28 protein-coding genes are annotated in these 25,708 nt (G+C 60.2%); 17 read left to right on the top strand and 11 right to left on the bottom strand.

All coding sequences use genetic code 11. The features are described from left to right. Nucleotides 1-60: 60 nt before the first annotated feature. The 11 genes from serC (at nt 61) to HHJ17_RS06850 (ending at nt 11,531) form a co-directional block, all read left to right on the top strand. Entirely contained in the window at nt 61-1,152 is a 1,092-nt protein-coding gene (serC, locus tag HHJ17_RS06800) for a 3-phosphoserine/phosphohydroxythreonine transaminase (protein ID WP_296501696.1), read from the top strand. Nucleotides 1,153-1,182: 30 nt separating this feature from the next. Continuing rightward, nucleotides 1,183-2,265 carry a prephenate dehydratase gene (pheA, locus tag HHJ17_RS06805; RefSeq protein ID WP_296501695.1) on the top strand — a complete coding sequence of 361 codons (1,083 nt, stop codon included), beginning with the start codon at nt 1,183-1,185 and terminating at the stop codon, nt 2,263-2,265. After that, nucleotides 2,265-3,137, top strand: a complete 873-nt coding sequence (locus HHJ17_RS06810; protein WP_296501728.1) for a prephenate dehydrogenase/arogenate dehydrogenase family protein — start codon at nt 2,265-2,267, stop codon at nt 3,135-3,137. The genes pheA and HHJ17_RS06810 overlap by 1 nt, the downstream gene beginning before the upstream one ends. Further along, complete coding sequence (locus HHJ17_RS06815; protein WP_296501694.1) at nt 3,137-5,155, top strand: bifunctional 3-phosphoshikimate 1-carboxyvinyltransferase/cytidylate kinase; 2,019 nt, start codon at nt 3,137-3,139, stop codon at nt 5,153-5,155. Before HHJ17_RS06810 ends, HHJ17_RS06815 begins: the two co-directional genes overlap by 1 nt. Before the next feature lie 119 nt (nt 5,156-5,274). Then, complete coding sequence (rpsA, locus tag HHJ17_RS06820; protein WP_296501693.1) at nt 5,275-6,957, top strand: 30S ribosomal protein S1; 1,683 nt, start codon at nt 5,275-5,277, stop codon at nt 6,955-6,957. A gap of 93 nt (nt 6,958-7,050) precedes the next feature. Further along, the gene (locus HHJ17_RS06825; protein WP_296501692.1) at nt 7,051-7,365 is read left to right on the top strand and encodes an integration host factor subunit beta; all 315 of its coding nucleotides are present in this window, start codon (nt 7,051-7,053) and stop codon (nt 7,363-7,365) included. A 63-nt stretch (nt 7,366-7,428) separates the two neighbouring features. Further along, nucleotides 7,429-7,728, top strand: a complete 300-nt coding sequence (locus HHJ17_RS06830; protein ID WP_296501691.1) for a lipopolysaccharide assembly LapA domain-containing protein — start codon at nt 7,429-7,431, stop codon at nt 7,726-7,728. Next, on the top strand, nt 7,718-8,875 hold the full coding sequence (gene lapB / locus HHJ17_RS06835; protein WP_296501690.1) for a lipopolysaccharide assembly protein LapB: 1,158 nt from the start codon (nt 7,718-7,720) through the stop codon (nt 8,873-8,875). The genes HHJ17_RS06830 and lapB overlap by 11 nt, the downstream gene beginning before the upstream one ends. 17 nt (nt 8,876-8,892) lie before the next feature. Further along, entirely contained in the window at nt 8,893-9,822 is a 930-nt protein-coding gene (rfaE1, locus tag HHJ17_RS06840) for a D-glycero-beta-D-manno-heptose-7-phosphate kinase (RefSeq protein ID WP_296505359.1), read from the top strand. After that, complete coding sequence (gene rfaD, locus HHJ17_RS06845) at nt 9,819-10,838, top strand: ADP-glyceromanno-heptose 6-epimerase (RefSeq protein ID WP_296505360.1); 1,020 nt, start codon at nt 9,819-9,821, stop codon at nt 10,836-10,838. The genes rfaE1 and rfaD overlap by 4 nt, the downstream gene beginning before the upstream one ends. 147 nt (nt 10,839-10,985) lie before the next feature. Further along, nucleotides 10,986-11,531, top strand: coding sequence for a helix-hairpin-helix domain-containing protein (locus HHJ17_RS06850; RefSeq protein WP_296505361.1), 546 nt, complete (start codon nt 10,986-10,988; stop codon nt 11,529-11,531). 73 nt (nt 11,532-11,604) lie between these two features. Here the strand turns inward: HHJ17_RS06850 and HHJ17_RS06855 are convergent, their stop codons facing one another. Continuing rightward, a complete protein-coding gene (locus HHJ17_RS06855; protein ID WP_296501686.1) occupies nt 11,605-12,399 on the bottom strand; it encodes a GGDEF domain-containing protein in 795 nt (264 codons plus the stop codon). A gap of 234 nt (nt 12,400-12,633) precedes the next feature. Here HHJ17_RS06855 and crcB point away from each other — a divergent pair, with 234 nt between their 5' ends. After that, nucleotides 12,634-13,017, top strand: coding sequence for a fluoride efflux transporter CrcB (crcB, locus tag HHJ17_RS06860; RefSeq protein WP_296501685.1), 384 nt, complete (start codon nt 12,634-12,636; stop codon nt 13,015-13,017). Between the two features lie 33 nt (nt 13,018-13,050). On the opposite strand, the gene HHJ17_RS06865 is transcribed toward crcB, so the two are convergent. The 6 genes from HHJ17_RS06865 to HHJ17_RS06890 form a co-directional block, all read right to left on the bottom strand. Further along, a complete protein-coding gene (locus HHJ17_RS06865; protein WP_296501684.1) occupies nt 13,051-13,350 on the bottom strand; it encodes a hypothetical protein in 300 nt (99 codons plus the stop codon). Nucleotides 13,351-13,390: 40 nt separating this feature from the next. Next, complete coding sequence (locus HHJ17_RS06870) at nt 13,391-13,645, bottom strand: MoaD/ThiS family protein (RefSeq protein WP_296501683.1); 255 nt, start codon at nt 13,643-13,645, stop codon at nt 13,391-13,393. A gap of 12 nt (nt 13,646-13,657) precedes the next feature. Continuing rightward, nucleotides 13,658-14,953, bottom strand: coding sequence for an FAD-dependent oxidoreductase (locus tag HHJ17_RS06875; protein WP_296501682.1), 1,296 nt, complete (start codon nt 14,951-14,953; stop codon nt 13,658-13,660). A 72-nt stretch (nt 14,954-15,025) separates the two neighbouring features. Next, nucleotides 15,026-16,873 carry an aldehyde ferredoxin oxidoreductase family protein gene (locus HHJ17_RS06880; RefSeq protein WP_296501681.1) on the bottom strand — a complete coding sequence of 616 codons (1,848 nt, stop codon included), beginning with the start codon at nt 16,871-16,873 and terminating at the stop codon, nt 15,026-15,028. 11 nt (nt 16,874-16,884) lie between these two features. Further along, nucleotides 16,885-17,361: a 4Fe-4S dicluster domain-containing protein gene (locus HHJ17_RS06885; protein WP_296501680.1), complete on the bottom strand. Its 477-nt coding sequence runs from the start codon at nt 17,359-17,361 to the stop codon at nt 16,885-16,887. Nucleotides 17,362-17,540: 179 nt separating this feature from the next. Continuing rightward, nucleotides 17,541-18,299, bottom strand: coding sequence for a TOBE domain-containing protein (locus tag HHJ17_RS06890; protein WP_296501679.1), 759 nt, complete (start codon nt 18,297-18,299; stop codon nt 17,541-17,543). Between the two features lie 174 nt (nt 18,300-18,473). On the opposite strand from HHJ17_RS06890, the gene modA reads away from it, so the two are divergent. The 4 genes from modA to HHJ17_RS06910 all read left to right on the top strand — a co-directional run bounded on the left by modA (nt 18,474) and on the right by HHJ17_RS06910 (nt 21,828). Further along, on the top strand, nt 18,474-19,229 hold the full coding sequence (gene modA / locus HHJ17_RS06895; RefSeq protein ID WP_296501678.1) for a molybdate ABC transporter substrate-binding protein: 756 nt from the start codon (nt 18,474-18,476) through the stop codon (nt 19,227-19,229). A gap of 22 nt (nt 19,230-19,251) precedes the next feature. Continuing rightward, nucleotides 19,252-19,935 (top strand): molybdate ABC transporter permease subunit, encoded by a 684-nt coding sequence (gene modB / locus HHJ17_RS06900; protein WP_296501677.1) that lies wholly within the window; start codon nt 19,252-19,254, stop codon nt 19,933-19,935. After that, nucleotides 19,932-21,041, top strand: a complete 1,110-nt coding sequence (gene modC, locus HHJ17_RS06905; protein ID WP_296501676.1) for a molybdenum ABC transporter ATP-binding protein — start codon at nt 19,932-19,934, stop codon at nt 21,039-21,041. The genes modB and modC overlap by 4 nt, the downstream gene beginning before the upstream one ends. Before the next feature lie 235 nt (nt 21,042-21,276). Then, nucleotides 21,277-21,828 (top strand): hypothetical protein, encoded by a 552-nt coding sequence (locus HHJ17_RS06910; protein WP_296501675.1) that lies wholly within the window; start codon nt 21,277-21,279, stop codon nt 21,826-21,828. A 24-nt stretch (nt 21,829-21,852) separates the two neighbouring features. Here HHJ17_RS06910 and HHJ17_RS06915 read toward each other — a convergent pair whose 3' ends face one another. From HHJ17_RS06915 to HHJ17_RS06925, 3 genes are read right to left on the bottom strand one after another with little or no spacing between them, the layout of a single operon-like run. Next, a complete protein-coding gene (locus HHJ17_RS06915) occupies nt 21,853-22,680 on the bottom strand; it encodes a substrate-binding domain-containing protein (protein WP_296501674.1) in 828 nt (275 codons plus the stop codon). Next, nucleotides 22,677-23,396, bottom strand: coding sequence for an ATP-binding cassette domain-containing protein (locus HHJ17_RS06920; RefSeq protein WP_296501673.1), 720 nt, complete (start codon nt 23,394-23,396; stop codon nt 22,677-22,679). The genes HHJ17_RS06915 and HHJ17_RS06920 overlap by 4 nt, the downstream gene beginning before the upstream one ends. After that, nucleotides 23,393-24,184 (bottom strand): ABC transporter permease, encoded by a 792-nt coding sequence (locus HHJ17_RS06925; protein ID WP_296501672.1) that lies wholly within the window; start codon nt 24,182-24,184, stop codon nt 23,393-23,395. Before HHJ17_RS06925 ends, HHJ17_RS06920 begins: the two co-directional genes overlap by 4 nt. Before the next feature lie 50 nt (nt 24,185-24,234). On the opposite strand from HHJ17_RS06925, the gene HHJ17_RS06930 reads away from it, so the two are divergent. Further along, a complete protein-coding gene (locus HHJ17_RS06930) occupies nt 24,235-25,350 on the top strand; it encodes a substrate-binding domain-containing protein (RefSeq protein WP_296501671.1) in 1,116 nt (371 codons plus the stop codon). An 8-nt stretch (nt 25,351-25,358) separates the two neighbouring features. Here HHJ17_RS06930 and HHJ17_RS06935 read toward each other — a convergent pair whose 3' ends face one another. Next, nucleotides 25,359-25,649 (bottom strand): formate dehydrogenase subunit delta, encoded by a 291-nt coding sequence (locus HHJ17_RS06935; RefSeq protein WP_296501670.1) that lies wholly within the window; start codon nt 25,647-25,649, stop codon nt 25,359-25,361. Nucleotides 25,650-25,708 lie beyond the last annotated feature (59 nt).

The following is a 25,708-nucleotide window of genomic DNA, read 5'->3' on the forward strand; positions in this document are numbered from 1 at the left end:
AATAGCTACTCACGCCCATTAGACGGGGGCTATCGCCCCATTTAATATATAAAGTCACAGATGAAGCGACCTTTTAACTTCTCCGCTGGACCGGCGGCCATGCCACAAGAGGTACTGACCGAGGCGGCCAGTGAAATGCTGGACTGGCATGGCAGCGGCATGAGCGTCATGGAAATGAGCCACCGGGGCAAAGAGTTCATCTCCATCTATGAACAGGCCGAAGCTGATCTGCGCGAGCTGCTCGCCGTGCCAGGCAACTTCAAAATCCTGTTCATGCAGGGTGGCGGCCTGGCCGAAAACGCCATCGTGCCGCTGAACCTGTCGCGCGGCGGTGTGGCTGACTTTGTGGTCACCGGCAGCTGGAGCCAGAAGTCGCAACAGGAAGCGCGCAAATACTGCACGGTCAATATCGCGGCCAGCAGTGAGACCGATGGCCATACCACACTGCCGGATCCGACCACATGGCAACTCAGCCAAGGCGCCAGCTACGTGCATGTGTGCACCAACGAGACCATCAACGGCGTGGAATACCACGCACTGCCGGACTTGAAAGCTTTGGGCAGCGACGCCCCGCTGGTCATTGATTTTTCTTCGCAGGTCGCCTCGCGGCCAGTGGACTGGTCGCGGGTCGGGCTGGCCTTTGGCGGTGCCCAGAAGAACCTGGGACCTGCTGGCCTGACACTGGTGGTGGTTCGGGAGGACTTGCTGGGTCACGCGCTGCCGGTATGCCCGAGCGCCTTCAATTACAAAACAGTGGCTGACAACCAGTCGATGTACAACACCCCGCCCACCTACGCCATTTATATCGCGGGACTGGTGTTCCAGTGGCTGAAACGCCAAGGGGGCATCGCCGCCATGGAGGCGCGCAACAAGGCCAAAGCCGCTCTGTTGTATGACGCCATCGACAATTCACAGCTGTACCTCAACAAAGTGGCCGGCAACTGCCGCTCGCGCATGAACGTGCCTTTTTTCCTGCACGACGAAAGCCTGAACGAGGCCTTTTTGGCCGGGGCACGCGCCCATGGCCTGCTGCAACTCAAAGGCCACAAGTCGGTCGGCGGCATGCGTGCCAGCATCTACAACGCCTTGCCGCTTGAAGGCGTGCAGGCGCTGGTGGACTACCTGCATGAATTTGAAAAAACCCGAAGCTGAAAAGCCAGGTCTTCCAACCAACTCTTCCTCATGGCGAAAACCCTCCCCGAATTACGCACAGAAATCGATGCCCTCGATCTAGAACTGCTCGCGCTGCTCAACCAGCGGGCCGCGCTCGCTCATGAGGTCGGCCAAATCAAACAGGTGGACGGCTCGCCGGTTTTCCGACCGGAACGCGAGGCCCAGGTCATCGGCAGTCTGCAGGCGGGCAATCCCGGCCCGCTCAAAAACAACAGTGTGGCCGTCATCTGGCGCGAGATCATGTCGGCCTGCCGCGCCCTGGAGGCAGCCCAACGGGTCGCCTATTTGGGTCCGGCCGGCACCTTCAGTGAACAGGCGGCGCTGCAGTTTTTCGGCTCCAGCATCGAGCGGGTGCCGTGCGTCAGCATCGATGAAGTGTTCCGGGCCACCGCGGCCGGCAGTGCCGAGTTTGGGGTGGTACCGGTCGAAAACTCCAGCGAAGGCGTGGTCTCCCGTTCGCTGGATTTGCTGCTGAACTCGCCTTTGCACATCGTCGGTGAAACCAGCTTTCTGGTGCGCCACAACCTGCTGCGACTCAGCCCGTCGCTTGACGGCATCGAAGTGGTTTACGCCCATCCCCAGGCCCTGGCCCAATGCCAGGACTGGCTGACCACGCACCTGCCCCATGCGGAACGGCGGGCGGCCTCCAGCAATGCCGAGGGTGCGCGCCTGGCGGCCACCAACCCAGCCTGGGCGGCCATTGCCAGCGAACGCGCCGGCAGCGAATTTGGTCTGCATGTGGCCTCCCACGCGATTCAGGACGACGCTTTCAATCGCACCCGCTTTGCCGTGGTGTGCCTGCCGCAAACCCTGCCCGCGCCGGCCGCCACCGGCCACGACTGCATCAGCCTGGTCGTCTCGGTGCCCAACCAACCGGGTGCGGTGCACGATCTGCTGATGCCGCTCAAGACACACGGCGTGTCCATGACCCGCTTTGAGTCGCGCCCAGCGCGCTCGGGCCAGTGGGAATACTATTTTTACATCGACCTTGAGGGTCACCCGTCACAGCCGCATGTGGCTTCTGCGCTCAAGGAGCTTCAGGGACTGAGTGCGTTCTACAAAGTGCTGGGCACTTACCCGGTGGGCGAATGATGTTTGAACAACTCGGCATCATTGGTTGCGGCTTGATGGGCGGCTCGTTTGCGCTGGCGCTCAAGCGCGCTGGCCTGGTCAAACGGGTGGTCGGCTACAGCAAGTCGCCCTCTACCACGGAGCGTGCCCGCAAGCTGGGCGTGATTGACGTGGAGGCGCCGTCGGCCTTGCTGGCGGTGTCGGGCGCCGACATTGTCCTGATCGCCGTGCCGGTAGCGGCCACCGAAGCCACCTTCAAGTCGATCAAGCACCTGGTCACGCCACAGATGCTGGTGATGGACGTCGGTTCGACCAAGCGCGACGTGGTGGATGCCGGGCGTCGGGCTCTGCGCGAGCAAATTGGCTCCTTCGTCCCGGCCCACCCGATTGCGGGCAAGGAAGTCTCGGGGGTGGAACACGCGGATGCCGATCTGTATACCGGCAAGCAAGTCATTCTCACGCCGATTGAGCGCACCTTGACGGTGCAACTGCAAAAGGCGGTTGATGTCTGGACCGCGCTGGGCTGCCGCGTCGTCAAAATGTCGCCCGAGTCGCATGACGCCGCCTTTGCCGCCGTCAGCCACCTGCCGCACCTGATCTCCTTTGCCCTCATGAACGCGATCTCGGGCCAGCCGCAGGGCAAAGATTACCTGTCCCTGGCCGGCCCTGGCTTTCGCGATTTCACCCGCATTGCCGCCAGCGATCCCAAAGTGTGGCGCGACATCATGTTGTCCAACCGTGAAGAGCTGTTGGCCCAATCCAAAATTTTTCAGCGCAATCTCCAGGCGCTGGAACTCATGATCTCCAGCGGCAACAGCGAGGCCCTTGAAGGCCTGATTGAGCAGGCCAGTCAAACCCGTGCCCACTGGAGCATGGCCAAACACCAAAAATAATGTTTTCCACCGCGTTTCTTGATATCCCGCACCTCGACAGCGCGGGCGGCACCCTAGTACTGCCGGGCTCCAAAAGCATTTCCAACCGCGTGCTGCTTTTGTCGGCCCTGAGCCAGGGCACCACCACCTTGCATGATCTGCTGGACTCCGATGACACCCGCATCATGCTCGATGCCTTGTGTCAACTCGGCTGTGGCGTGCGGCAAAGCGGCAGCAGCGTCGAAATCGACGGTCTGGGTGGCCTACCGGGCAAGAAAAAAGCCGATCTGTTCATGGGCAATGCCGGTACCGCCATACGCCCACTGACTGCCGCACTGGCCGTGCTGGGGGGCGACTATGAGCTGCGCGGCATTCCGCGCATGCACGAACGCCCAATCGGCGATTTGGTCGATGCCCTGCGCCAGCTCGGCTGCCAGATTGATTACCTGGGACAGGAAGGCTTCCCGCCCCTGCGCATTGGCGAACCCAGCCTGTCACTGAACGGCCCCATTCGGGTCCGCGGCGATGTATCAAGCCAGTTTCTCACCGCGCTGCTGATGGCGCTGCCGCTGGTGGCCCGGCAAGACATCGTGATTGAGGTTGTCGGTGAACTGATCTCGCGCCCCTACATTGAAATCACGCTGAACCTGCTGGCGCGCTTCAGCATCCAGGTGGTGCGCCCCGCCGGCAAAGATCACTGGCAGCGCTTCACCATTCCGGCCGGCAGCCAGTTCAAGTCACCCGGTACGCTACACGTCGAAGCCGACGCCTCATCTGCTAGTTATTTCATAGCGCTTGGCGCAATAGCTACGGGGGCTACAGGTCAAAATGGCATAAGAATTGAAGGTGTCGGCGCCGACTCCATTCAGGGCGACATCCGCTTTATCGAAGCCGCGCAATTAATGGGCGCCCAGGTGGTGAGCGGTCCCAACTGGCTGGAAGTGTCACGCGGCAGCTGGCCGCTCAAAGCCATTGACCTGGACTGCAACCACATTCCCGATGCCGCCATGACGCTGGCCGTGATGGCTTTGTACGCAGAAGGCACTACAACACTGCGCAACATTGCCAGCTGGCGCGTCAAGGAAACCGACCGCATTGCGGCCATGGCGTGTGAGCTGCGCAAGCTGGGCGCGACGGTGGAAGAAGGTGTGGATTTCATTCGCGTGACACCGCCGGCCAGCCCCGCCGACTGGCAAGCCGCCAGCATTCACACTTACGACGACCACCGGGTCGCCATGTGTTTTTCGCTCGCCGCCTTCAACCCGACCGGGCTGCCGGTGCGCATTGAAGACCCGAAGTGCGTCGCCAAGACCTTCCCCGACTACTTTGAAGCGCTGTTTTCCCTGGTGCAGACGCCGGACAGCGCCATTCCCGTCATTTGCGTCGATGGCCCGACCGCCTCCGGCAAAGGCACGCTGGCGGCGGTGTTGGCGAAAGAGCTGGGCTACCATTTTCTGGACTCCGGCTCGCTCTACCGCATCACGGCCTTGGCGGCCTTGCAAGCAGGTCTGGCGCTGGAGGCCGCCGACGAGCAGGCGATTGCGGATTTGATTCAAGGTCTGTCCATCCGGTTTACGCAAGGCCGGGTCCTACTCAACAACATTGATGTAAGTGACACCATCCGCACCGAAGAAGCGGGCATGAACGCGTCCAGAGTCTCGGCATTGCCCAAAGTGCGCCTGGCACTGGTGGACTTGCAGCACGGGTTTCGCCAACTGCCAGGTCTGGTCGCCGACGGGCGCGACATGGGCACCGTCATCTTCCCCGAGGCCCCACTCAAGGTGTTTTTGACCGCCAGCGCCGAGCGCCGCGCCGAGCGCCGCTATAAACAATTGATTTCAAAGGGGATTTCAACTACACTCCCATCTCTTCGCGCTGATCTGGAAGCACGCGATGCGCGGGATTCATCCCGCAGCACTGCCCCACTTAGATCAGCAGAAGATGCCCGGTTGCTGGACAACTCGGATTTGACGGTTGAAAAATCGGTCGATCTGGTGTTGGACTGGTGGCAAGGCAAACAGCCGTTCAGCGCAATCTGAACGGCAAAAAACGCAAAAGCTCGTCGCTTTTGCAACCGGTCCACACCAACCTTCTCGCGCGCTCAGCGCACTGTTGGTGTGGTTCAACAAACTAACCCGCGGAATCATCCGCAAAAAAAATGTCAGAATCATTTGCTGCCCTATTTGAAGAGTCGTTGACACGCACGGAAATGCGTCCAGGCGAAGTTATCACTGCTGAAGTGGTACGTATCGAGCACAGCTTTGTCGTTGTTAACGCTGGCCTCAAGTCTGAAGCCTACGTGCCGCTCGAAGAATTCAAGAGTGACAAGGGCGAAATCGAAGTTCAGGTCGGCGACTTCGTGTCGGTGGCCATCGGTTCCATCGAAAACGGCTACGGCGACACTATTCTGTCGCGCGACACCGCCAAGCGTCTCGCTTCGTGGATGAGCCTGGAAAAAGCCCTGGAAACCGGCGAATTCGTCACCGGCACCACCAGCGGCAAAGTCAAGGGTGGCCTGACCGTTTTGGTCAACGGCATCCGCGCCTTCCTGCCCGGTTCGCTGGTTGACACCCGTCCTACCAAAGACCTGTCCCCGTACGAAAACAAGACCTTGGAATTCAAGGTCATCAAGCTTGATCGCAAGCGCAACAACGTTGTGTTGTCACGTCGCGCTGTGGTTGAAGCCAGCATGGGCGAAGAACGCGCCAAGCTGATGCAAACCCTCAAAGAAGGTTCCGTGGTTCAAGGTGTTGTCAAGAACATCACCGAATACGGCGCATTTGTGGATCTGGGCGGTATCGACGGCCTGTTGCACATCACCGACATGGCATGGCGCCGCGTCCGTCACCCTTCAGAAGTGGTGACAGCGGGTCAAGAAATCACCGCCAAGATCCTGAAGTTCGACACCGAGAAAAACCGCGTGTCCTTGGGTCTGAAGCAAATGGGCGACGATCCTTGGATGGGCGTCAACCGTCGCTACCCCCAAGGTACCCGCATGTTCGGCAAGATCACGAACATCGCCGATTACGGCGCATTTGTGGAACTGGAGCCCGGAATCGAAGGCTTGGTGCACGTGTCCGAAATGGACTGGACCAACAAGAACGTGGCGCCTTCGAAGATCGTTGCCCTCGGCGATGAAGTCGAAGTCATGGTTCTGGAAATCGACGAAGACAAACGCCGTATCTCCCTGGGCATGAAGCAATGCAAGGCCAACCCTTGGCAAGAATTTGCTCAGAACACCAAGCGCGGCGATCGCGTCAAGGGTCCGATCAAATCGATCACCGACTTCGGCGTGTTTGTGGGTCTGGCTGCCGGTATCGACGGTCTGGTTCACCTCTCTGACCTCTCTTGGAACGAGCCCGGCGAAACCGCTGTGCGCGAATACAAAAAAGGCCAGGAAGTCGAAGCCCTCGTGTTGGCTGTGGACGTGGACCGCGAACGCATCTCCCTGGGTATCAAGCAGTTGGACTCCGATCCGTTCACCACCTTTGCCACGATCAATGACAAGGGTCAAATCGTGACCGGCAAGGTCAAGACCGTGGATGCCAAAGGCGCTGAAATCGATCTGGGCGATGACATCATCGGCTACCTGCGCGCCAGCGAAATCTCCCGCGACCGCGTGGAAGATGCCCGCAACGTGCTCAAAGAAGGCGACGAAGTCACTGCTGTGGTGGTCAATGTGGATCGCAAGACCCGCAACATCCAGTTGTCGATCAAGGCCAAAGATGCGGCTGACCAGAACGAAGCCATGTCCACTTTGAGCCAGCAATCAGCGCGTGAAAACGCTGGCACCACCAGCCTGGGCGCTTTGCTGCGCGCCAAGCTGGACAACAACAACTAAGACGGTTCCCGTTCGGGACTGAGCGATCAGGCGGCACAGACGTAAAGTTTGTGCGGCCTGATTTTTTTTGTCCCGTATTTTTTTGGGCTTTTCATGACTCGCTCCGACCTTGTCGAAGAACTGGCCGCCCGCTTTGGCCAACTCACCCACCGCGATGCCGAATTTGCCGTCAAGGCCATTCTTGATGCCATGAACGATGCATTGGTGCGTGGCAACCGAATTGAAATTCGGGGATTCGGCAGCTTTTCGATCAATAACCGACCACCCCGCATCGGACGTAATCCGCGCAGCGGTGAAAGCGTGGCCATTCCCGAAAAACGAGTACCCCACTTCAAACCGGGCAAAGCCCTGCGGGAAGCCGTGGACCTGCGCACCGCCGAATTGGAAGCCAAAACCAAGGGCCAATAAAAAGCGATAAGCCGAAGGGCAACACGCCACAACGTTAGAATCAGATCGTCACTGGGGAGATCGATGAAACACCTCATCTGGCTGCTTAAGTGGGTACTTAAAGCAGCCATTTTTTTTACGCTATTTGCCTTCGCGCTGAACAATCAGCAGGACACCACTGTGCACTTTTTCTTTGGAACACAGTGGCGTTCACCGCAGGTCTTGGTCGTGCTGACCGCCTTTACAGCAGGGGTGGCCGTCGGCGTGCTGGGCATGGTGCCGCGCTGGTGGAAACAGCGCCGCGCCGCAAGCCGGGCACAGCTGACCACGTCTGCCGCAGCCGACACCCAGAACGTCCAAGTCACGCTCCCGCATGGACTTTGACCTGAGCTGGATTCTGCTGGGCCTGCCCCTGGCATTTGTGCTGGGCTGGGTCGCCTCACGCCTTGATCTTCGCCAGTTGCGCATTGAAAACCGGCAGGCCCCGAAAGCCTATTTCAAGGGCTTGAACTTTTTGCTCAATGAGCAGCAGGATCAGGCCATCGACGCGTTTATTGAAGCAGTACAGAATGACCCGGACACGTCCGAGTTGCACTTTGCGCTCGGCAATTTGTTTCGTCGTCGCGGCGAGTATGAACGCGCCGTGCGCGTGCATGAACACCTGCTGTCGCGCGGCGACCTGAGCCAGGCCGACCGCCAGCGCGCGCAACATGCCCTGGCGCTGGACTACCTCAAAGCAGGCCTGCTGGACCGCGCTGAGGCGGCTTTACTCAAGCTGGAAGGCACGCCTTTTGAGGCGCAGGCGCGACTGGCCCTGTTGGCCAACTACGAGCGCAGCCGTGACTGGCTGCACGCCGCGCAGGTGGCCGAAAAACTGGAACAATCCGACCAAGGCAGTTTCCATGGTCGTCTGGCGCATTACTTGTGCGAACAGGCCGCTGCGTGTACCGCCAATCTGGATTTCGAACAAGCCCGCTCCCTGCTGCAAGAAGCGATCAAGACAGCGCCTGATGCGCCGCGCCCCCGCATTGATCTGGCCAAGTTGCTGGACAGCCAGGACAAACCCGCAGAAGCCTATGCAGCGCTTGTCAACGCGCTGGCCTCGTCCCCTGCGGCCATTCCACTGATCGCCGGACCGCTGGCAGAGTTCGCGATTGCCGCCGGGCAAGCACTCGACGCATTGGCGCTACTCAAAACCAATTACGAGCAGGTCCCGTCGCTGGATGTGCTGGACGCCATCGTGGCACTCGAAGCCACCGTCGCCGGCCCCTCGCCCACGGCGCGCGACTGGTACGTGCGCCATCTGGAACGAGAGCCGTCACTGGTTGCCGCCGCCAAATGGATTGCCGGTGAAAAACTCGAACACGAGCAATTCCACCCGCAAGTACAGCGGGCGCTGGACCATGCCGTCAAACCGTTGACACGCTATCGCTGTGCCGCATGCGGCTTTGAAGCCAAGCAACATTTCTGGCAATGCCCGGGTTGCCAGGCGTGGGACAGCTACCCGCCCAGGCGGGTCGAAGAGCTATGACCGAAAAATTAAATTCCATGAGCATTTCCAGAGAAAAACTATCACAGGCCAGTGTGTTGGTCGTTGGCGACGTGATGCTGGACCGCTACTGGTACGGCGCCGTGGACCGAATTTCGCCAGAGGCACCGGTGCCGATTGTGCGCATCACGCGCGAAGAAGAACGCAATGGCGGGGCGGCCAATGTGGCCTACAACGTGGTGACACTGGGGGCACAATCCTCGCTCCTCACCGTGGTGGGTGACGACGAAGCCAGCCATAAACTGGAGGCACTGGTCGCTGGTACCGGCATCCGCACGCACTTTGGCCGCGACGCCTCGCTCAAGACCACCGTCAAGCTGCGGGTCATTGGACGCCAGCAACAGCTGCTGCGCCTCGATTTCGAAAACACACCCAAGACCGAAGTGCTGGCCTCGCAAACGGCCACCTTTGCCCAACTGCTGCCAGAACACGATGCGGTTCTTTTTTCGGACTACGGCAAAGGGGGACTGGCCCACGTGAGTGACATGATCGCGCGCGCACGGGCAGCCGGCAAACCCATCCTGATCGACCCCAAAGGCAGCGACTATTCGCGCTACAAAAATGCCAGCGTCATCACACCGAACCGCGTCGAGTTACAGCAAGTAATTGGCACCTGGCTGGACGAATCTGATCTCCAGACCAAATGCCAAAACCTGCGTCAGCAGCTCGGCCTGGATGCCGTGCTGCTGACCCGCAGCGAAGAGGGCATGACGCTGTTTGATGCCCAGGGCCAGCTGCACGTCAGCGCCCAGGCCCGTGAAGTGTTTGACGTGACCGGTGCGGGCGATACCGTTATTGCCACCATGGCGGCGATGGTGGCGGCCGGCATGACGATGCGTGAGGCCCTGCCCCTGGCGAATCGGGCTGGCGGCCTGGTAGTGGGTAAATTTGGCACGGCCACCGTTTCTTATGAGGAGTTGTTTGTATGACCCGAATCGTTGTCACTGGCGCTGCTGGTTTTATTGGTAGCAACCTGATCAAAGGCCTGAATGCACGCGGCTTCGATGACATCATCGCCGTGGATGACCTGACGCAGGGCGACAAGTTCCGCAACCTCGCCGACTTGCAGATTTCTGACTACGTGGATGCCGGCGTGTTCTATGACCTGTTCGCCCACGGCTCTTTTGGTCAGATTGAGGCGGTGTTCCATGAAGGTGCTTGCAGCGACACCATGGAAAGCAACGGCAAGTACATGATGGACAACAACTACGCCACCTCGGTCAGCTTGTTCCAGGCTTGTCAAAAACGCGGTGCCCGGCTGCTCTATGCCTCCAGCGCCGCCACCTACGGCGGCTCTGACACCTTCAGGGAAGACCCCGCTTTTGAGCGGCCGTTGAATGTGTATGGCTACTCCAAGCTGCTGTTTGACCAGCGCATGCGACGCGAATGCGGTATCGACTTTCAGCGCTCGATCGTCGGCAAAACCGGCCAGGTCGTGGGCTTTCGTTACTTCAATGTGTATGGTCCGCATGAGCAGCATAAAGGCCGGATGGCCAGCGTTGCTTTTCACCAGTTCAACCAATTCCAGTCGGAAGGACTGGTCAAACTGTTTGGTGAATACGGCGGCTACGCCCCGGGGGCCCAAATGCGCGACTTCGTTTTCATTGACGACGTGGTGGCAGTCAACCTGTGGTTCTTTGACCACCCCGGCGTGTCCGGCATTTTCAATCTGGGCACCGGCCGGGCGCAGCCCTTCAACGACGTTGCCAGCTCGGTGGTGAACGCGATGCGGGCCATCCAGGGTGAGGCCGCACTGCCGCTGGAGGCGATTGCGGCAGCCGGCCTGATTGAATACGTGCCCTTCCCGGATGCCTTGCGCGGCAAATACCAGTGTTACACCCAGGCCGACTTGACCGCCTTGCGCGCCACCGGCTGCGACCACAACTTTGCCGATGTGCAGACCGGCGTTGCGAAATACGTGCAGTGGATGGCCAGCCAAGTCTGAGCGCAGTTGATTATTGTCAGCTTATGGCTTGAAATGCAGGCCCATAACGTCAACCCCTTGCGCATTGATCTCGTTGCATGACTGGCCTCGTTCAAGATGTGAGGTCGTGACTTTGTGTTTGCATTCTTAAACTTCAGGAGTTGATTCATGTTGAAGAAAATTCTGGCCCTTGTGGCCATGTTGTACGCTGCCGCCTGCTTTGCCGCAGTGGACGTTAACAAGGCTGGCGCCGCCGAACTGGACAGCGTCAAAGGCATCGGCCCGGCCATCTCCACCAAGATTCTTGATGAGCGCAAAAAAGGCAACTTCAAGGACTGGAACGACTTCATCGAGCGCGTCAAAGGTGTGGGCGAAGGCAATGCGGCCAAGTTTTCTAACGAAGGCCTGACCGTGAACGGCACGCCCTTCAAGGGCGTAACGGCTGCGCCGACGACCAAAAAAGAGACGAAACCTGCGGCCAAGGCCGATGAGAAAAAAGTCGATGCCAAGCCCGCGACCGGAACGGCTCCTGCCGCCGCGGCTCCAACAGCCAAGGAAGAAAAGATAGACCCCAAGGCCGAGGCCAAAGCCAAGAAGGAAGCTGAGAAACAAGCCAAGGCTGAAGAAAAGCAAAAGAAGGCGGCCGAAGCGAAGGCAAAAAAAGACGCCAAAGCGGAGGCGCCCAAAGCAGCCGCCAGCGCGGCCAAGAAGTAATTCAGGACTCGTCATCAAAAAACCCGCTGCGGCGGGTTTTTTGATGCCTGCCTCGGCTCCAGTTCCCGAGGCCCTACTGCAGACGCATCAGCCCGGATGACTTGCACTCGTACATGGCTAAATCTGCGATGTGCAACAAATCATTCATTTCCACTCCGTCATGCGGATACACCGCCAGACCGACGCTGGCCGCGGTGCTCAGCACAACGCCGGCGTCGATTGGCATCGGATCGGCGAGCGTCGCAAGCAGTTTTTGAGTCAGTTGCGCGAGCTCTTGCGAATCGTCAATGGCTTCAATAAGCAAAACAAACTCATCACCCCCCAGCCGGGCAACGGTATCGGAAGCCCTGACCGCACGGACCAACCGCGCGGCCATGGTGACCAGAACAGCATCGCCGACAGCATGGCCGTGGTGATCGTTGATGCGCTTGAAATCATTCAGATCGATCATCAAAAGCGCAAACGACTTGTTGCTGCGTTTGGCCCGCTCGACCGCAAAATGAAAGCGATCCGCCAGCAACAACCGGTTGGCCAGACCCGTCAGGCAATCGTGATGGGCCTGCACCTGCAGCACTTGCTTTCTGATGTGAAGGTCTGCAATCTCGCTTTGCAAGGCTTGTACGTGCTGCGCGGTACGTTCGTCCTGCTTTTGCAGCCCCACGCACATCTGCCATTGCGTCGCGCTCAACTGGGCCAAGGCCTGATCGCGCTCTGTTCGCGCAAGCTGTAAGCGGTGGCTCAAAACGCAGGGATGACAGACCAGCGCCAGCGCACAGGCCGTCAGCAGCGCGGCGGTGGGTGGGTCGAGCAGCACATGATTGAGCCAGACAAACGTTCCCAGGCCCAGCAACAGCGCGGCACTGAGCATCAGCCATAAGCGCTGAAGTCGCTTGGTGTGAATTGGGGGATGCCCAAGGCTTGGCGTGGTCTTTTCCAAAATTCGGCAAGAGTAATAACTTGACAAGCGGTGGCCCTCGACTTAACAGGGCGGCTCAGCTAGAGAGGTCTGATTTTGACGAGCGATCCTGTCAGCGTCTATCCCCCAAATGGGGGAGGCACGACGTCGGCGTCAGCCTGTCGTTTTTCTTTATGATGCGGCATCATGATTTCTGTTTTTGCAATTTGTATCGGCGCCAGCATTGGCGCACTGGCCCGTTGGGGTCTGGGCCTGTGGCTCAACCCGGGCGCGATGATTCCGCTTGGCACATTGGCCGCCAACCTGATCGGCGGCTATCTGGTCGGCGTCTGCGTGGCTGTGTTTCAGGCGCTGCCCAACCTGGACCCGGTCTGGCGCCTGGCCTTGGTGACGGGTTTCCTGGGCGCGCTCACCACGTTTTCGAGCTTCTCGGCCGAAGTGGTCGGCATGCTGGGGCAGCAACGTTACGCCCTGGCGCTTGGCACCTCCGCCATTCACCTGTTCGGTTCACTGCTACTGACCGTGGCCGGAATTCAGACTGCTACATTTTTTATAGCTACTCGCGCATGATTGACGGGGGCCAGAGTCCAATTTGATATAAACCTAGCCGCCGCCGCGCTGCATGTACAAATCAAACCGTTTCATGAACGTATAGCGCTGGGCGTCGTCCAGTCCGGCAAAGCGAAAGCGCACCAGCAGGCGGGGGATGGACATGAGCGCGATCACACGCGGCGCACCGGTGCGCCAGCTCAGACCCAACGCGCCCTCGCCGATACGCACACCGGCCGAGTGCGTCTGCAACTTCCAGAAATGATCGCCGATGGCGTTGGGCAACCAGCCCAGCCACTCGGCCTCGGTGCAGCCCATCTCGCGCTCGAAGCGCTCGGCGTAAAAGGATTGCATCAACGGCAACAGCGTTAGAACCCGCGGTTTGCAGCGCCGCTCAGCCGCCGGCAATCGGCGGCCAGATCGCCAGCACGTCGCCTTCGACCAAGGTCTGGGTCAGGCGTTTTTCCGGTTCGATGTATTTACCGTTGATCAGCACCAGATGCACCAGTTTCGGCGGCAGACCATACGGCTCAATGATCTGCATGATGCTGGCCTCCGGCGCCACGTCCAGCTCCAGCACGTTGCTGTAGCGGGCGTCTACCGGCAGGTAATCCGTGAGCGAGGCAAACAACTTGAAGGTGATCTTCATTCTGGTGCAATCCTAATGCCGGCGCGCGTCCTGTGCCCCGGACCAGGCATTTTGGGACTGGGCGCTGGCGAGGTAGGCTTCCATCAGCTTGGTCGGGTCGTTTTTGAGTGTTTCTTTCCACTCGCCCAACTTCACCTGGCCTTCCACCAAGCCGCGCATGACGCCGACGTGTTCGGTCCAGCCCACGCTGTTGCAACCTACCAGCACGTCGTCCTTGAACTGCAGACTGAGGTGGCGGCCCGCCGCCTTGTCGGTCAGTTCCACATGCTCGCCGCCGGGGCGGCCCTGCCAGTCGCCAAAGCTGGCGGAAATCAGTCCCAGCGTGTCCAGCACGTTGATTTGCGTCACACCCTTGAGGTCGGCGGCCGGCGCCTTGCCACGAGCAAAGGCCACCATGTTCAGGGCCGCTACCCGGGCCTGCTCGGCCGCATTCGGCTGGATGGCGCTGACAATGGTTTTGCCGCTGACTTTGTCAAACGCCTCGCAGCAATCGCCTGCAGCGTAAATGCCACGCACATTGGTTTGCAGGTGCTCGTCGGTCAATACACCGAGCAGACAGGTGATGCCGGAATTTTCCAGAAAACCGATGGCGGGCCGGACACCCGCCGCGCTGATGACCAGATCGGCCAGCATCGTTTTGCCGTTGCTCAGGCGCACCGTGAGCGGCGTGCCGGGCTCAATCGCCTCCACCCGGGTGCCGGTAAATACTTCGACGCCTTTGGCTTCGCACCAGTCGCGAATCATGCCGCCAGCGGTCGGACCCATCATGCGCGGCACCATGCGGTCGCCCATCTCGACCACGCTCAACTGCACGCCCCGCGCCGTCAGCGCTTCCATGATGATGCAGCCAATGAAGCCGGCGCCCAGTTGCAGCACGCGAGCCCCTTGGGTGGCCAACGCCATGATGGCCCGGGCGTCGTCCAGCGTCCAGCAGGTGTGAACGCCGGCCGAATCAATGCCTGGAATCGGCGGGTGCACCGGATGCGAGCCGGTGGCGATCAACAGCGTGTCAAAGGTGATCGATTCATTATTCTCGATCGCTATTTTTTTAGTAGCTACATCCACATGACTGACGCTGGCTTGAAGCAGATTAACCTTCAAATCTGAGAAATGGGTCGGACTCTTGCGCAGGTAAGTGCCGCGTTCGTCCACGTTGCCCATCAGCAGGTAGGGAATGGCCATGCGGGAGTAAGGCGGCTCGCGCTCTGCCCCCACGATGGTGATGCTGTCACCGGGTGCGTGTTTGCGAATGGTTTCCGCGGCAATGACGCCGGCAGGGCCGGCACCGAGGATGACGTGATGGGTCATGTTGTTTTCTCCAAATAGAAAAGCGGCCACCAGGGACCGCTATTTCATTAAGTAAATGCTAGTTGACCTGACTTACAGACCCAAACGCGCCTTGGTGTCCGCTGTCGGACGGCCTTCGGTGTCCCAGCCGCGCACCGCGTAGTACTTGGGCATCATCTCGGCCAGCATGTTGACCTTGCCTTTGGAGGGCCCGGTCTTGCAGGCTTCGGTGAGCAGGCGCTTGGGCAGGCTGTCGTCCTTGGCGGTGAAGCCGGCGCGGTTGTTGAACTCGCGCTCCATGTTCCAGATCCGTTCACCGATTTTTTCCAGCTCTTCAGTGGTGTACTGGTCGCCACAGGCCGCGGCCAGTTGGGGCGCCAGATCCGCCAGGCCCCAGGCAAAGGTGGTGAAGACGCACAGGCCGGACGAGTCAAACGCCGCCGTCGCATCCTGGAACGCCTTGACCAACTCGGGCTTGCCTTCGTGCTCCAGCGGATCGGTCTTGACCGGAATACCGAGCACTTCAGAGGCAATGGTGTAGCCGCGCAAATGGCAGCCACCGCGGTTCGACGTGGCATAGGCCAGACCAATGCCCTGAATGGCGCGACCATCGTAGGCCGGAAACTCCTGGCCCTTGCTGGTCATGCTCAGGTCAGGCTGGCCGTACTTGGCGGTAAGGCGCTTGGAGCCCTGGCCGATTTCTTTGCCGAAGCCGCGTCCGTACACGGTTTCTTCGGTCAAGAAGGCCAGCGCCTCGGCCGAACCAAACGGCGCCTCGATGCCAATCTGCGCCTTGGTCAAGACACCCATCTCGTACATTTCCATCACTGCACCCACGGTGGCGCCAAAGCTGATCGGGTCAATGCCTTCTTCGTTGCACAGCATGGTGGCGTATTGCAAGGCTTCGGGGTCTTTCACGCCGTTGGCGGCACCCAGCGCCCAGGCTGCTTCGTATTCCAGTCCGCCCGAGGCACCCCAGTATTGCGGCTTGTTGGCCACGGTGAAATGGCTCTCATCCATCTTGCTGATGCGGCCACAGGCAATGGTGCAGCCAAAGCAGGCCTGGTTCGTCACCAACTGCTTTTTGCCATCGGTCTTGCGCGGTGTCGCCATCGCTTCGGCCGAGATGTCTTTGGCGCTCTCGAAGGCGTTGTCGCGGTGGTTGCGGGTCGGCAGCGCGCCCATCTCGTTGATGACGTTCATCAGCACCTGCGTGCCATAGGCGGGCAGGCCCTGTCCGGTGACGGCGTTGTCGGCCAGGATTTTTTTCTTCTCGGCAATCACCTTCATGAAAGCTTTGGGATTGTGGATGTTGCCCACGCCCTTGGTGCCGCGCACCGCAATCGCTTTCAGGTTTTTGCTGCCCATCACCGTACCGACACCGGAGCGGCCGGCGGCGCGGTGCAGATCGTTCACCACGCTGGCATACAGCACGCCGTTTTCACCCGCCTTGCCGATGCTGGAGACACGCGTCAGCGGGTCTTGCAGGCTCTTTTTGAGCATCTCTTCGGTTTGCCACACGCTCTTGCCCCACAGGTGAGCGGCGTCGCGCAATTCCACTAGATCGTCGTTGATGTAGAGGTACACCGGCTTGGCACTTTTGCCTTCAAAAATCACCATATCCCAGCCCGCCATCTTGAACTCGGCGCCCCAGTAGCCGCCCGAGTTGGAGCAGGCGATGGTGCCGGTCAGCGGACTTTTGGTAATGACCGTGTAGCGGCCACCGGTAGAAGCCATGGTGCCGGTCAGCGGGCCAGTGGCCCAGATGATTTTGTTGCTTGGCGACAGCGGATCGACGGTGGCATCAAGCTCTTCCACCAAGTATTTGGAACCGAGGCCACGCGAGCCCAGGTAAGCATGCGCCCAATCCATATTGAGCGGTTCGGACTTGACGGTGCCGGCGGTCAAATCAACGCGGAGAATTTTTCCTGCCCATGACATGGTGATGCTCCTTAAACAGCGGCGGGTTGGTTGCCAAGCTTGTCGGCCCATTGCGCCATCCGGCCCAGACCGGTCCAGTTGGCGTCAATGAAGGTGATGGCGCCGGTGGGGCAGGCATCGGCGCAGGCCGGCTCGCCGCCGCACAAGTCGCACTTTTGCACCTTGCCAGTGTCCGCCACGTAATTGATGGTGCCAAACGGGCAGGCAATGGTGCAGACCTTGCAGCCGACGCAAGTGGATTCGTTCACCACCTTGGCGCCGGTGAGCTTGTCCACCGTGATGGCCTCAACCGGGCAGGCATGCAGGCACCAGGCTTCGTCACACTGGGTGCAGGTGTAAGGTACTTTCTTGCCGGTATGGTGAAAGTCAAACACCTTGATCCGCGATTTGGCCGTGGCGAACGTGCCGTAGTTCTCGAACGAACAGGCCATTTCGCACTGCAAACAACCGGTGCACTTGTCTGCGTTGATGTGCAACACCTTCTGCATAGATATCTCCTGTGGGTAGTGGCACGCGAGATATGCAGTGCCTTGCCTATGAAATTAAATACATAGTCATTGTTAGACGCCTGAAGCACTTGCGACCTAGGGATAACCCTCGCCAAGCATGATTAAGCGCATGAAAGACCCCTCACTTGAATAAAGCAAAGGCAACTCACACACCCCGCTTAAACCAGCGCCAACACCACGGCATTTTCGTCAACGCAGGCCGTCACCCTGCTGCCTGCCCGCAAGCGATTGGGATGATCCGCAAACCCCACCAACTGAAACTCACCGGGCAAGGTCAGTACGATCTCATCACGCACCCGCCCCCGCGACACGCGGGCCACGCGACCCTGGAGGCAGTTAACGTGCGCACGCTGCACCACCTCACCCGCGCAGACGGTCACGGCCGTGGCCTTGCACAGCACCAACACGGCCAAGCCCGGCTGCAAGGTCAGTAACTCCGCGCTCTCGCGGGTAATGCAGGCCGTCAGGGTGTCTCCCCTCGACAAGCGCAAAGCGACCAGCACCATCGGGTCATCGGGCGCCAGTGGCTCGCAGTGGAGCACCTCGCTGCGCAGTTGATTGCGCATACTGGTTTTCAAACCCAAACCACTCGCCAACTGCACGCCGCCGGCAAACTGGGCCAGAACCTGTTGTCGCGCCACGGTTAGCGCATCGGCCAGCGCCAGCAGCTCCAGGCCCTGGGGCGTCACGCGGGCACCACCGCCACCACTCCCGCCCACGGTGCGCTCCACCAGCACCCAACCACTGAGATTAGAGAGCGTGTCAAGGGCTTGCCAGGCCGCCTTGTAGCTGATACCCGCCTCGCGCGCCGCCTGCGAAATAGAGCCCGACTGCCCCACTCGCCGCAAAATTTCGAGACGTTTGTCACTGATGGCGTGACCCAGCGCTTCGGTCAACGCACGACTTTGAATATTCATGCCGCCATTGTTTCACGCGGCCATCAGCGTCGCAGGACGATTTTTCCAACCGCCATGCCATCTGCTGTTTGCTACACTTCGTTATTCTATTTTTGAATAGCGAAGCACCGGCAAACCCATGACAGCCGCGTTCTTGCAGGTCCAGCCAGCCCCGATCCCACTGAGGAATAAACCATGTTGAAGCGCTTATCCCGCCTGTCCGTCTTGCTGCTGGGCGTTGCCGCCCACACCCTGGTGCTGGCCGATGAGGCCCAAGTGGCGGTGGCCGCCAACTTTGCCGAACCGATCAAGGCCATCGCCGCTGTTCTGGAAAAAACGACCGGACACAAACTCAAGATCACACTGGGCGCCACGGGCAAGCTGTATGCCCAAATCACCAACGGCGCCCCCTTTGATGTGCTGCTGGCCGCCAACACGGACACCCCTGCGGCGCTGGAAAAAGACAAACTGGCCCAGCCCGGCAGCCGCTTCACCTACGCTACCGGCAAGCTGGTGCTGTGGTCAGCCGACGCCGCCAAGGTGGATGCCAAGGGTGAGGTTCTGAAAAACGGCAACTTCCGCAAACTGGCCTATGCAGCGCCCAAGATTGCGCCCTACGGTGCGGCGGCGCTTCAGGTCATGGAGGCACTGGGACTGCAAGCTGCGCTGGCCCCCAAACTGGTGCAGGGCGAGAGCATTGGGCAGACCTTCACCTTTGTCTTCACCGGCAATGCCGAACTCGGCTTTGTCGCCATGTCCCAAGTGCTTGAAGGTGGGCAACTCAAAAGCGGCTCGATGTGGGTGATACCGCAAAACCTGTATCGACCCATCCAGCAAGATGCGGTGCTGCTCAAGCACGGCGCCAGCAACCCAGCGGCACAAGCCCTGATGACGCTGCTCAAAAGCAGCAACATCAAAGACCTGATCCGCTCTTACGGCTACGCGCTCTAAAACACATTGACCACGCATCCGCATGTTGACAGACTCTGACCTGCAAGCCATCGGTCTCACGTTGCGCGTGGCAGCGCTCACCACGCTCCTGCTGTTGCTGCTCGGCACACCGCTGGCCTGGTGGCTGGCGCGAACCCAATCCTGGCTGAAGAAACCGCTGGGCGCGCTGGTCGCCATGCCCCTGGTGTTGCCGCCCTCGGTACTGGGCTTCTATCTGCTGGTGTTGATGGGGCCGCACGGGCCGGTGGGTCAGTGGACCCAATCGTTGGGGCTGGGCCTGCTGCCGTTCACCTTTTGGGGCCTGGTGCTGGCATCCGCGTTTTACTCTCTACCCTTCATGGTGCAGCCTATCCAGAACGCCATGGAGGCCATGGGCACCCGCCCGCTGGAAGTGGCCGCCAGCCTGCGGGCTTCAAAACTGGATACGTTTTTTAGCGTCGTGGTGCCGCTGTGCAAACCGGGGCTGATCTCCGGCGCCATCATGTGTTTTGCGCACACTGTGGGTGAATTTGGCGTGGTGTTGATGGTCGGCGGCAATATTCCCGGTGTGACGCGGGTGGTATCCGTGCAAATCTACGACCATGTCGAAGCCATGGAATACACCGATGCCCACCGCCTGGCCGCCGTGATGCTGGGCTTTTCTTTTGTGGTGTTGCTGGCCTTGCACACCTACAACGGCGGACGCCGCAAAAATACCCCGGTATGAACACAACGATCACCCCATCTGTTGCCGAAGCAACCGGACTCCAGCTCCAGGTCGTTTTGGAACGCAAGGGATTCACGCTGGACGTAGACCTGCTCCTTCCCGGGCGCGGCATCACGGCATTATTTGGCGCTTCCGGATCCGGCAAAACCACCTGCCTGCGGGTGTTGGCCGGACTGGAGCCGAAAGCCATGGGCCGGGTGCGCGTGCAGCGTGAAGTGTGGCAGGACAGCACCCAAGGTGTGTTTCGCCCCGTGCACCAACGTGCATTGGGTTATGTGTTTCAAGAGGCTAGCCTGTTTGAACACTTGAGGGTGGAAGACAACCTGAAGTTTGGCTTTCAACGCACACCTCTTCATGAGCGCAAAAATAGCTGGGACCACACCCTGCCCTTGCTCGGCATCAGCCATTTGCTCCGGCGATGGCCGCACGAGCTGTCGGGCGGCGAGCGCCAGCGCGTGGCCATTGCCCGGGCCCTGGCCACCAGTCCAAAAATGCTGCTCATGGACGAACCGCTGGCCGCGCTGGACGCCCGGCGCAAGGCAGAAATACTGCCCTATCTGGAACGACTGCACGCGGAACTGGACTTGCCCATTCTCTACGTCAGTCACGCCATCGACGAGGTGGCCCGGCTGGCCGACCACTTGGTGTTGCTCGAAGCAGGACGCGTGGTGGCGAGCGGCCCCACCGGCCAAATGCTGACACGTCTGGATCTGCCACTGGCGCATGGCGACACGGCCGGTGCGGTCATCACCGCCAGCGTGTGCCGCCACGATGCCGATGACCACCTGACCCTGGCCAGTTTTGCGGGCGGCGACCTGATCGTGCCCCAGCAACTGGCCGACATCGGTCAGCCGCTGCGCATTCGGGTCCAGGCGCGCGATGTGAGCCTGACATTGCACCAGCAAACCGGCACCAGCATCCTCAATATCCTCAGCGCCACCGTCACCGCGTTGTCACCCGACAGCCCCGGGCAAGTGATGGTGGCACTGGATGCTGGCGGCTGCCCGTTACTGGCCCGCGTTACCAGCCGATCCGCCCATGCGCTGGGGCTGGCGCCCGGGCTGGCGTTGTACGCGCAGATTAAGGGCGTGGCGATTTTGGGGTAATCCCCTAGTGACCCGGCAAGCGCGATGGTGAAAATAGTGCGCCACGGCAGTGAGCGCAAACGGGGTCCAGGCCATTGAACTAACGGCCTGCGTCAACAAGCCTCGGTTGCGATTCGCCAGAGGTCCGACGCAGCAAACGCAAGCTCACATCACCGTGCAGACAGGAGGACTCATCTTTTGATATTTCACAAGAATGGGAGCGCGATCTTTGTATATTGTTTGCAAGACCTCGTCAATGTTGATCGCCCTCTCCGCGATGACTTTGACGTGTCGAGTCGTACTGGAGGCCCTTATGAATCACAAAGCTCAACGTTTTTTTGTCGTTGCACTGGTGGCGATTTTTCCCCTGCTGGCGCAAGCGCAGTGGACATCGAATGGGCGTGACGCAATGTTCACCATGCATCTGCCCCAAGCGAAAAAACCAGAAACGAATGCGATCTTCCTGATCTCGTACGACAAGCAATGGTCCTGCCGTCCGGCGGTCTCAATCAAGCTGGTGAGTGGCCGAAACTTTGGTCCGCCAGAACGAGAAACAACGACGAAAAGGCGAGACGATCAGTTGTCCATCGTGGTCGACGGCAGAGTCTTTTCCGCCGAAACGAAGTTGATCAAGTATGTGAATGGTTTGGAGTTGGCCATGTTGGCGCCCTCTGGACTGGTTCAAGCGCTCAGCAAACAGCCCACGGCAGTGATCGCGCGGCTCGGCGCTGGCATGGGGGGCTTTGACTTCTCTTGGGGCAAAGGCTTCTCGGCCGCGAATGCCGCTGCTTCCGCCAATTGCAGTTAAACGCTGGCTGCCAGCCTCTGCCGTTTATTTGTTGGCGTTAGGAAAGAACAGCTGCTGCCCCCCAATTTTGTAGCTGGCAATCACCGCCTGTCCCGGGACGGACACCACCCAATCGACAAACTTCTGGCCGTCTGCGGCTTTGACATGCGGGTGCTTGGCCGGGTTGACCAGCATCACGCCGTACTGGTTGAACAAGCGGGTGTCGCCCTCGACCAGCACCGTCAAATCGCCCCGATTTTTGAAACTTAGCCAGGTGCCACGATCGGCCAGCACATAGGCGCCGCTGCTGGAGGCCATATTGAGCGCCGGGCCCATGCCGCAACCGCAGGCCTGGTAGCCACGGCCTTTGTTATCTGACAAGCCGGCCAGCGTCCAGAAGCGCAACTCGGCCGCGTGGGTGCCGCTCTTGTCGCCGCGCGAAATGAAACTGGCGTTCGCGGTCGACAACTTTTTCAGGGCTTCCACAATGTCCCGGCCCTTGGTTTTGGCCGGATCGGCGGCGGGGCCGATCAGCACAAAGTCGTTGTACATCACGGGATAGCGCTTGAGGGCAAAACCGTCCGCCACGATTTTTTCTTCAGCCACCTGGTCATGCACAAACAGCACGTCGGCATCACCCCGGCGCCCCATGTCCAATGCTTGACCGGTACCCAGCGCCACCACTTTCACGTCAATGCCGCTGGCTTTTTTGAACTCGGGCAGCAGATAAGAAAACAGGCCCGACTGCTCGGTGGAGGTGGTGGACGCCACCACGATGGATTGCGCCTGCGCACCCGATGATGCTATTAAAAAAGTAGCTACTAGCGCATATTGAATAAGGGCTAGAGGCCTAAAACACATAAATTCTTTCATACAAGTTCTCCTTTGACAAACAAATGGGCCGCCGGGTAATGCGTTTGCAACAACGGCCCGCTAAAAAATTCGGCCACCGGCAGATCCGCCAGCACCCGTCCGTGTTCCAGGTAAATCACCCGGCTGGCCAGGCGCTTGACCTGACCCAGGTTATGGCTGGAAAAAACCAGCGTCATCCTGGAAGGCGGGTTGGCAAACTCGTCAATCAGCGCTTCAACTTCCCGCTTGGCATGGGGGTCCAGGCTGGCGGTGGGCTCGTCCAGCAGCAACACCTGCGGGCTCAGAGCCCAGGCCCGCGCCAGCGCCACGCGCTGCTGCTGCCCGCCGGACAGCTTGCGGGCGTTGCGCTGGGCCAGCTCGGCCAAGCCGACCCGCGCCAGCGCCGCCAGCGCCAACACCTTCGCCTCACCCCACGGCGTGCCGCGCAGCCAAAGCCCAAGGGCAATATTGCTCTGCACTGACAGGCGCAGCAGATGCGGCCGCTGAAACAACATGGCCTGTTGCGTTCCCGGTTCACATTCCACCTGCCCCGCCGTGGGTGCCGCCAAACCATGCAGCAGGCGCAACAGCGTGCTCTTGCCACAGCCGTTGGCCCCCACCAGGGCCACCCGCTCGCCGGGCTGGATCGTCAGCGTCACCTCCGACAAGGCGCGCACGGCCGTGGCCGGACGGCCAAAATGCACGCTCGCGGCGGAGAGCCGAAACACCGGCGTCATGAAGAGATCACCACGGCGCGTACTGGCACCGCAGGCGCGCCATCGTGGCTCACTGATTCGTCACGCCAATCGCGGCCGCCGTCACGCAACTCCGAGCGCTCGCGCCAGCGTCGCACCAGGGCGATCAGCACATTCAGCAGCAGTACCACGCCGAGCAAGATCAGGCCCAGCCCCAACGCCAGCGGCAAATCGCCCTTGCTGGTCTCCAGCGCAATGGCGGTCGTCATGACGCGGGTAAAACCGTCGATATTGCCGCCCACGATCATCACCGCGCCCACCTCGGAGACCGCCCGGCCAAACGACGCAATGCCGACGGTGAGCAGTGCGTAACGCTCGTCCCAGGCCAGCAGCAGGCTGCGCATCAACGGCTTGGCGCCGAGCGAACGCAGTTGCTCGCCATGGATGCCTTCGGCGTCCTCCACCGCCTGGCGGGTCAAGGCGGTGACGACCGGCAACACCAGCACCGCCTGCGCCAGCACCATGGCCTTGAAGGAAAAAAGCCAGCCCAAAAACCCCAGCGGCCCGGTGCGCGACAGCAACAAATAAATCACCAGTCCCACCACCACCGAGGGCACCGCCAAAAATGTATTGAGCAAGGTCAGCACCGCAGCGCGACCCGCAAAGCGGGCCACCCCGAGCCAGGCGCCGGCAACGAGACCCAGCCCACAGGCCAGCGCACAGGCCGTGGCACTGACCGCCAGGGAGCGACCCACAATCGCCAGCAGGCCGGGATCCAGGGAGGCGATGAGTTGCAGCGCGGTGGCCGCGCTATCGGTGAATGACGTCATAAGTTGCGGTATGGTAGCTACCGACTTAATTACCTGCGATATGAAACGTTGTGCATAGGCTCCAATTCCACTACACCCTCTCGCGCGACAGCAGCCCGGCGCTGGTACGCAACCCCCTGATTGATCTGCTGCAGGCCGTCAGCACACAGGGCTCGATCTCGGCCGGGGCGCGGGCGCTGGGCTTGTCTTACCGCCATGTCTGGGGCGAGCTCAAGCGCTGGGAACAAGAGCTGGGCAATGAACTGGTGGTGTGGGAAAAAGGCCAGTCAGCGCGCCTGACCGAATTTGGCGCCAAGCTGATGTGGGCCGAACGGCAGGCACAAGCCCGACTGGCACCGCAAATTGAAGCCCTTCGTGCCGAACTGGAGCGCAGCTTTGCGGTCGCCTTTGACGACTCCGCGCATGTGGTCACGCTGTACGCCAGCCACGACGATGCTCTAAGCGCCCTGCGCGAGCATGCGCTGATCCAGGAGCACAGCCGGCTTCACCTCGACATTCGCTTCACCGGCAGCGTGGACGCCATTCGCGCCCTCAATGAAGGCCGCTGCGTGATGGCGGGCTTTCACACGCTGCAAAACACCGGCCCTAAAACGCTGACCGAGCGCACTTACAAACCCCTGCTGCAGCCCGGCCTGCACAAGATCATTGGTTTCGCCCAGCGCACCCAGGGCCTGATGGTGGCGAAGGGCAATCCGCTGGGCTTAAGTTCCTTGCAGGACCTTGCCACCCGGCACGCCCGTTTTTCCAACCGGGCATTAGGCACCGGCACGCGCGTGGTGCTGGACGAACTGCTCACCCAGGCCGGGTTGACTGCGACGGACATTCAGGGCTATGAGCACACCGAGCCTTCGCATGCCGCCGTGGCGCATGCCGTGGCCGCAGGTCTAGCGGATGCCGGACTGGGCATTGCCGCGGCAGCGCTTCGGGCGGGACTGGACTTTGTACCGCTGGCCCAGGAACGCTACCACCTTGTCTGCCTCAAATCAGCCTTGGCGCAGCCCGGCATCCAGGCTCTGCTGCAACTGCTGCAAACGCCCGCCTGGCAGGACGCGGTGGCGTGCATTCCGGGCTACACCGCCATCCAGAGTGGCGAAGTGCTGTCCATGCGCCGGGTCTTGCCCTGGTGGGACTACCGCCAGCAGAAAACGCAAGCGATCAAATTTTGAACGGCCAACTAGCCGATCAAAGTGCGATGGGCATGAACGGCAGCCAGCACAATCTCGCTGATGTCCTGATGGTGAGGGCCCTCCACCTGCGCCAGAAATGCCTGGCGCATGCGCGGATCCCAAAACTTTTTCAAGTGGGTGGCGATGCCTTCCAATGCAGGCGCAGAAACTGAAAAATAGGACGCAATTACAAAATTGATCGGAAAACTTGGCGCAGCGCAAACAAAAAAATACGAGCTATGACCTTGCCCCCGAAAAACGTACTGCCTAAGAGGTACGTCCAACAGGGGCAAGATCACTACGCAGCTGGGTGGTCAAAGTTATTTTGATCCGCGCTTCCCTAACGCGACAGCTTAGG

The sequence above is a fragment of the Rhodoferax sp. genome, from assembly GCF_012927445.1.
Classification (GTDB): domain Bacteria; phylum Pseudomonadota; class Gammaproteobacteria; order Burkholderiales; family Burkholderiaceae_C; genus Rhodoferax.

Bases quoted from the DNA above. Each gene is read 5' to 3' on its own strand.
- modA (WP_296501678.1), top strand. From the start codon at position 18,474: ATGTTGAAGCGCTTATCCCGCCTGTCCGTCTTGCTGCTGGGCGTTGCC.
- HHJ17_RS06880 (WP_296501681.1), bottom strand. From the start codon at position 16,873: ATGTCATGGGCAGGAAAAATTCTCCGCGTTGATTTGACCGCCGGCACC.
- pheA (WP_296501695.1), top strand. From the start codon at position 1,183: ATGGCGAAAACCCTCCCCGAATTACGCACAGAAATCGATGCCCTCGAT.
- HHJ17_RS06885 (WP_296501680.1), bottom strand. From the start codon at position 17,361: ATGCAGAAGGTGTTGCACATCAACGCAGACAAGTGCACCGGTTGTTTG.
- rfaE1 (WP_296505359.1), top strand. From the start codon at position 8,893: ATGAGCATTTCCAGAGAAAAACTATCACAGGCCAGTGTGTTGGTCGTT.
- HHJ17_RS06910 (WP_296501675.1), top strand. From the start codon at position 21,277: ATGTTGATCGCCCTCTCCGCGATGACTTTGACGTGTCGAGTCGTACTG.
- HHJ17_RS06810 (WP_296501728.1), top strand. From the start codon at position 2,265: ATGTTTGAACAACTCGGCATCATTGGTTGCGGCTTGATGGGCGGCTCG.
- HHJ17_RS06825 (WP_296501692.1), top strand. From the start codon at position 7,051: ATGACTCGCTCCGACCTTGTCGAAGAACTGGCCGCCCGCTTTGGCCAA.
- HHJ17_RS06865 (WP_296501684.1), bottom strand. From the start codon at position 13,350: ATGCAATCCTTTTACGCCGAGCGCTTCGAGCGCGAGATGGGCTGCACC.
- HHJ17_RS06815 (WP_296501694.1), top strand. From the start codon at position 3,137: ATGTTTTCCACCGCGTTTCTTGATATCCCGCACCTCGACAGCGCGGGC.
- HHJ17_RS06870 (WP_296501683.1), bottom strand. From the start codon at position 13,645: ATGAAGATCACCTTCAAGTTGTTTGCCTCGCTCACGGATTACCTGCCG.
- modC (WP_296501676.1), top strand. From the start codon at position 19,932: ATGAACACAACGATCACCCCATCTGTTGCCGAAGCAACCGGACTCCAG.
- crcB (WP_296501685.1), top strand. From the start codon at position 12,634: ATGATTTCTGTTTTTGCAATTTGTATCGGCGCCAGCATTGGCGCACTG.
- rfaD (WP_296505360.1), top strand. From the start codon at position 9,819: ATGACCCGAATCGTTGTCACTGGCGCTGCTGGTTTTATTGGTAGCAAC.
- HHJ17_RS06920 (WP_296501673.1), bottom strand. From the start codon at position 23,396: ATGACGCCGGTGTTTCGGCTCTCCGCCGCGAGCGTGCATTTTGGCCGT.
- modB (WP_296501677.1), top strand. From the start codon at position 19,252: ATGTTGACAGACTCTGACCTGCAAGCCATCGGTCTCACGTTGCGCGTG.
- HHJ17_RS06850 (WP_296505361.1), top strand. From the start codon at position 10,986: ATGTTGAAGAAAATTCTGGCCCTTGTGGCCATGTTGTACGCTGCCGCC.
- HHJ17_RS06915 (WP_296501674.1), bottom strand. From the start codon at position 22,680: ATGAAAGAATTTATGTGTTTTAGGCCTCTAGCCCTTATTCAATATGCG.
- HHJ17_RS06890 (WP_296501679.1), bottom strand. From the start codon at position 18,299: ATGAATATTCAAAGTCGTGCGTTGACCGAAGCGCTGGGTCACGCCATC.
- HHJ17_RS06830 (WP_296501691.1), top strand. From the start codon at position 7,429: ATGAAACACCTCATCTGGCTGCTTAAGTGGGTACTTAAAGCAGCCATT.
- HHJ17_RS06875 (WP_296501682.1), bottom strand. From the start codon at position 14,953: ATGACCCATCACGTCATCCTCGGTGCCGGCCCTGCCGGCGTCATTGCC.
- lapB (WP_296501690.1), top strand. From the start codon at position 7,718: ATGGACTTTGACCTGAGCTGGATTCTGCTGGGCCTGCCCCTGGCATTT.
- HHJ17_RS06925 (WP_296501672.1), bottom strand. From the start codon at position 24,184: ATGACGTCATTCACCGATAGCGCGGCCACCGCGCTGCAACTCATCGCC.
- HHJ17_RS06855 (WP_296501686.1), bottom strand. From the start codon at position 12,399: ATGCTCAGTGCCGCGCTGTTGCTGGGCCTGGGAACGTTTGTCTGGCTC.
- rpsA (WP_296501693.1), top strand. From the start codon at position 5,275: ATGTCAGAATCATTTGCTGCCCTATTTGAAGAGTCGTTGACACGCACG.
- serC (WP_296501696.1), top strand. From the start codon at position 61: ATGAAGCGACCTTTTAACTTCTCCGCTGGACCGGCGGCCATGCCACAA.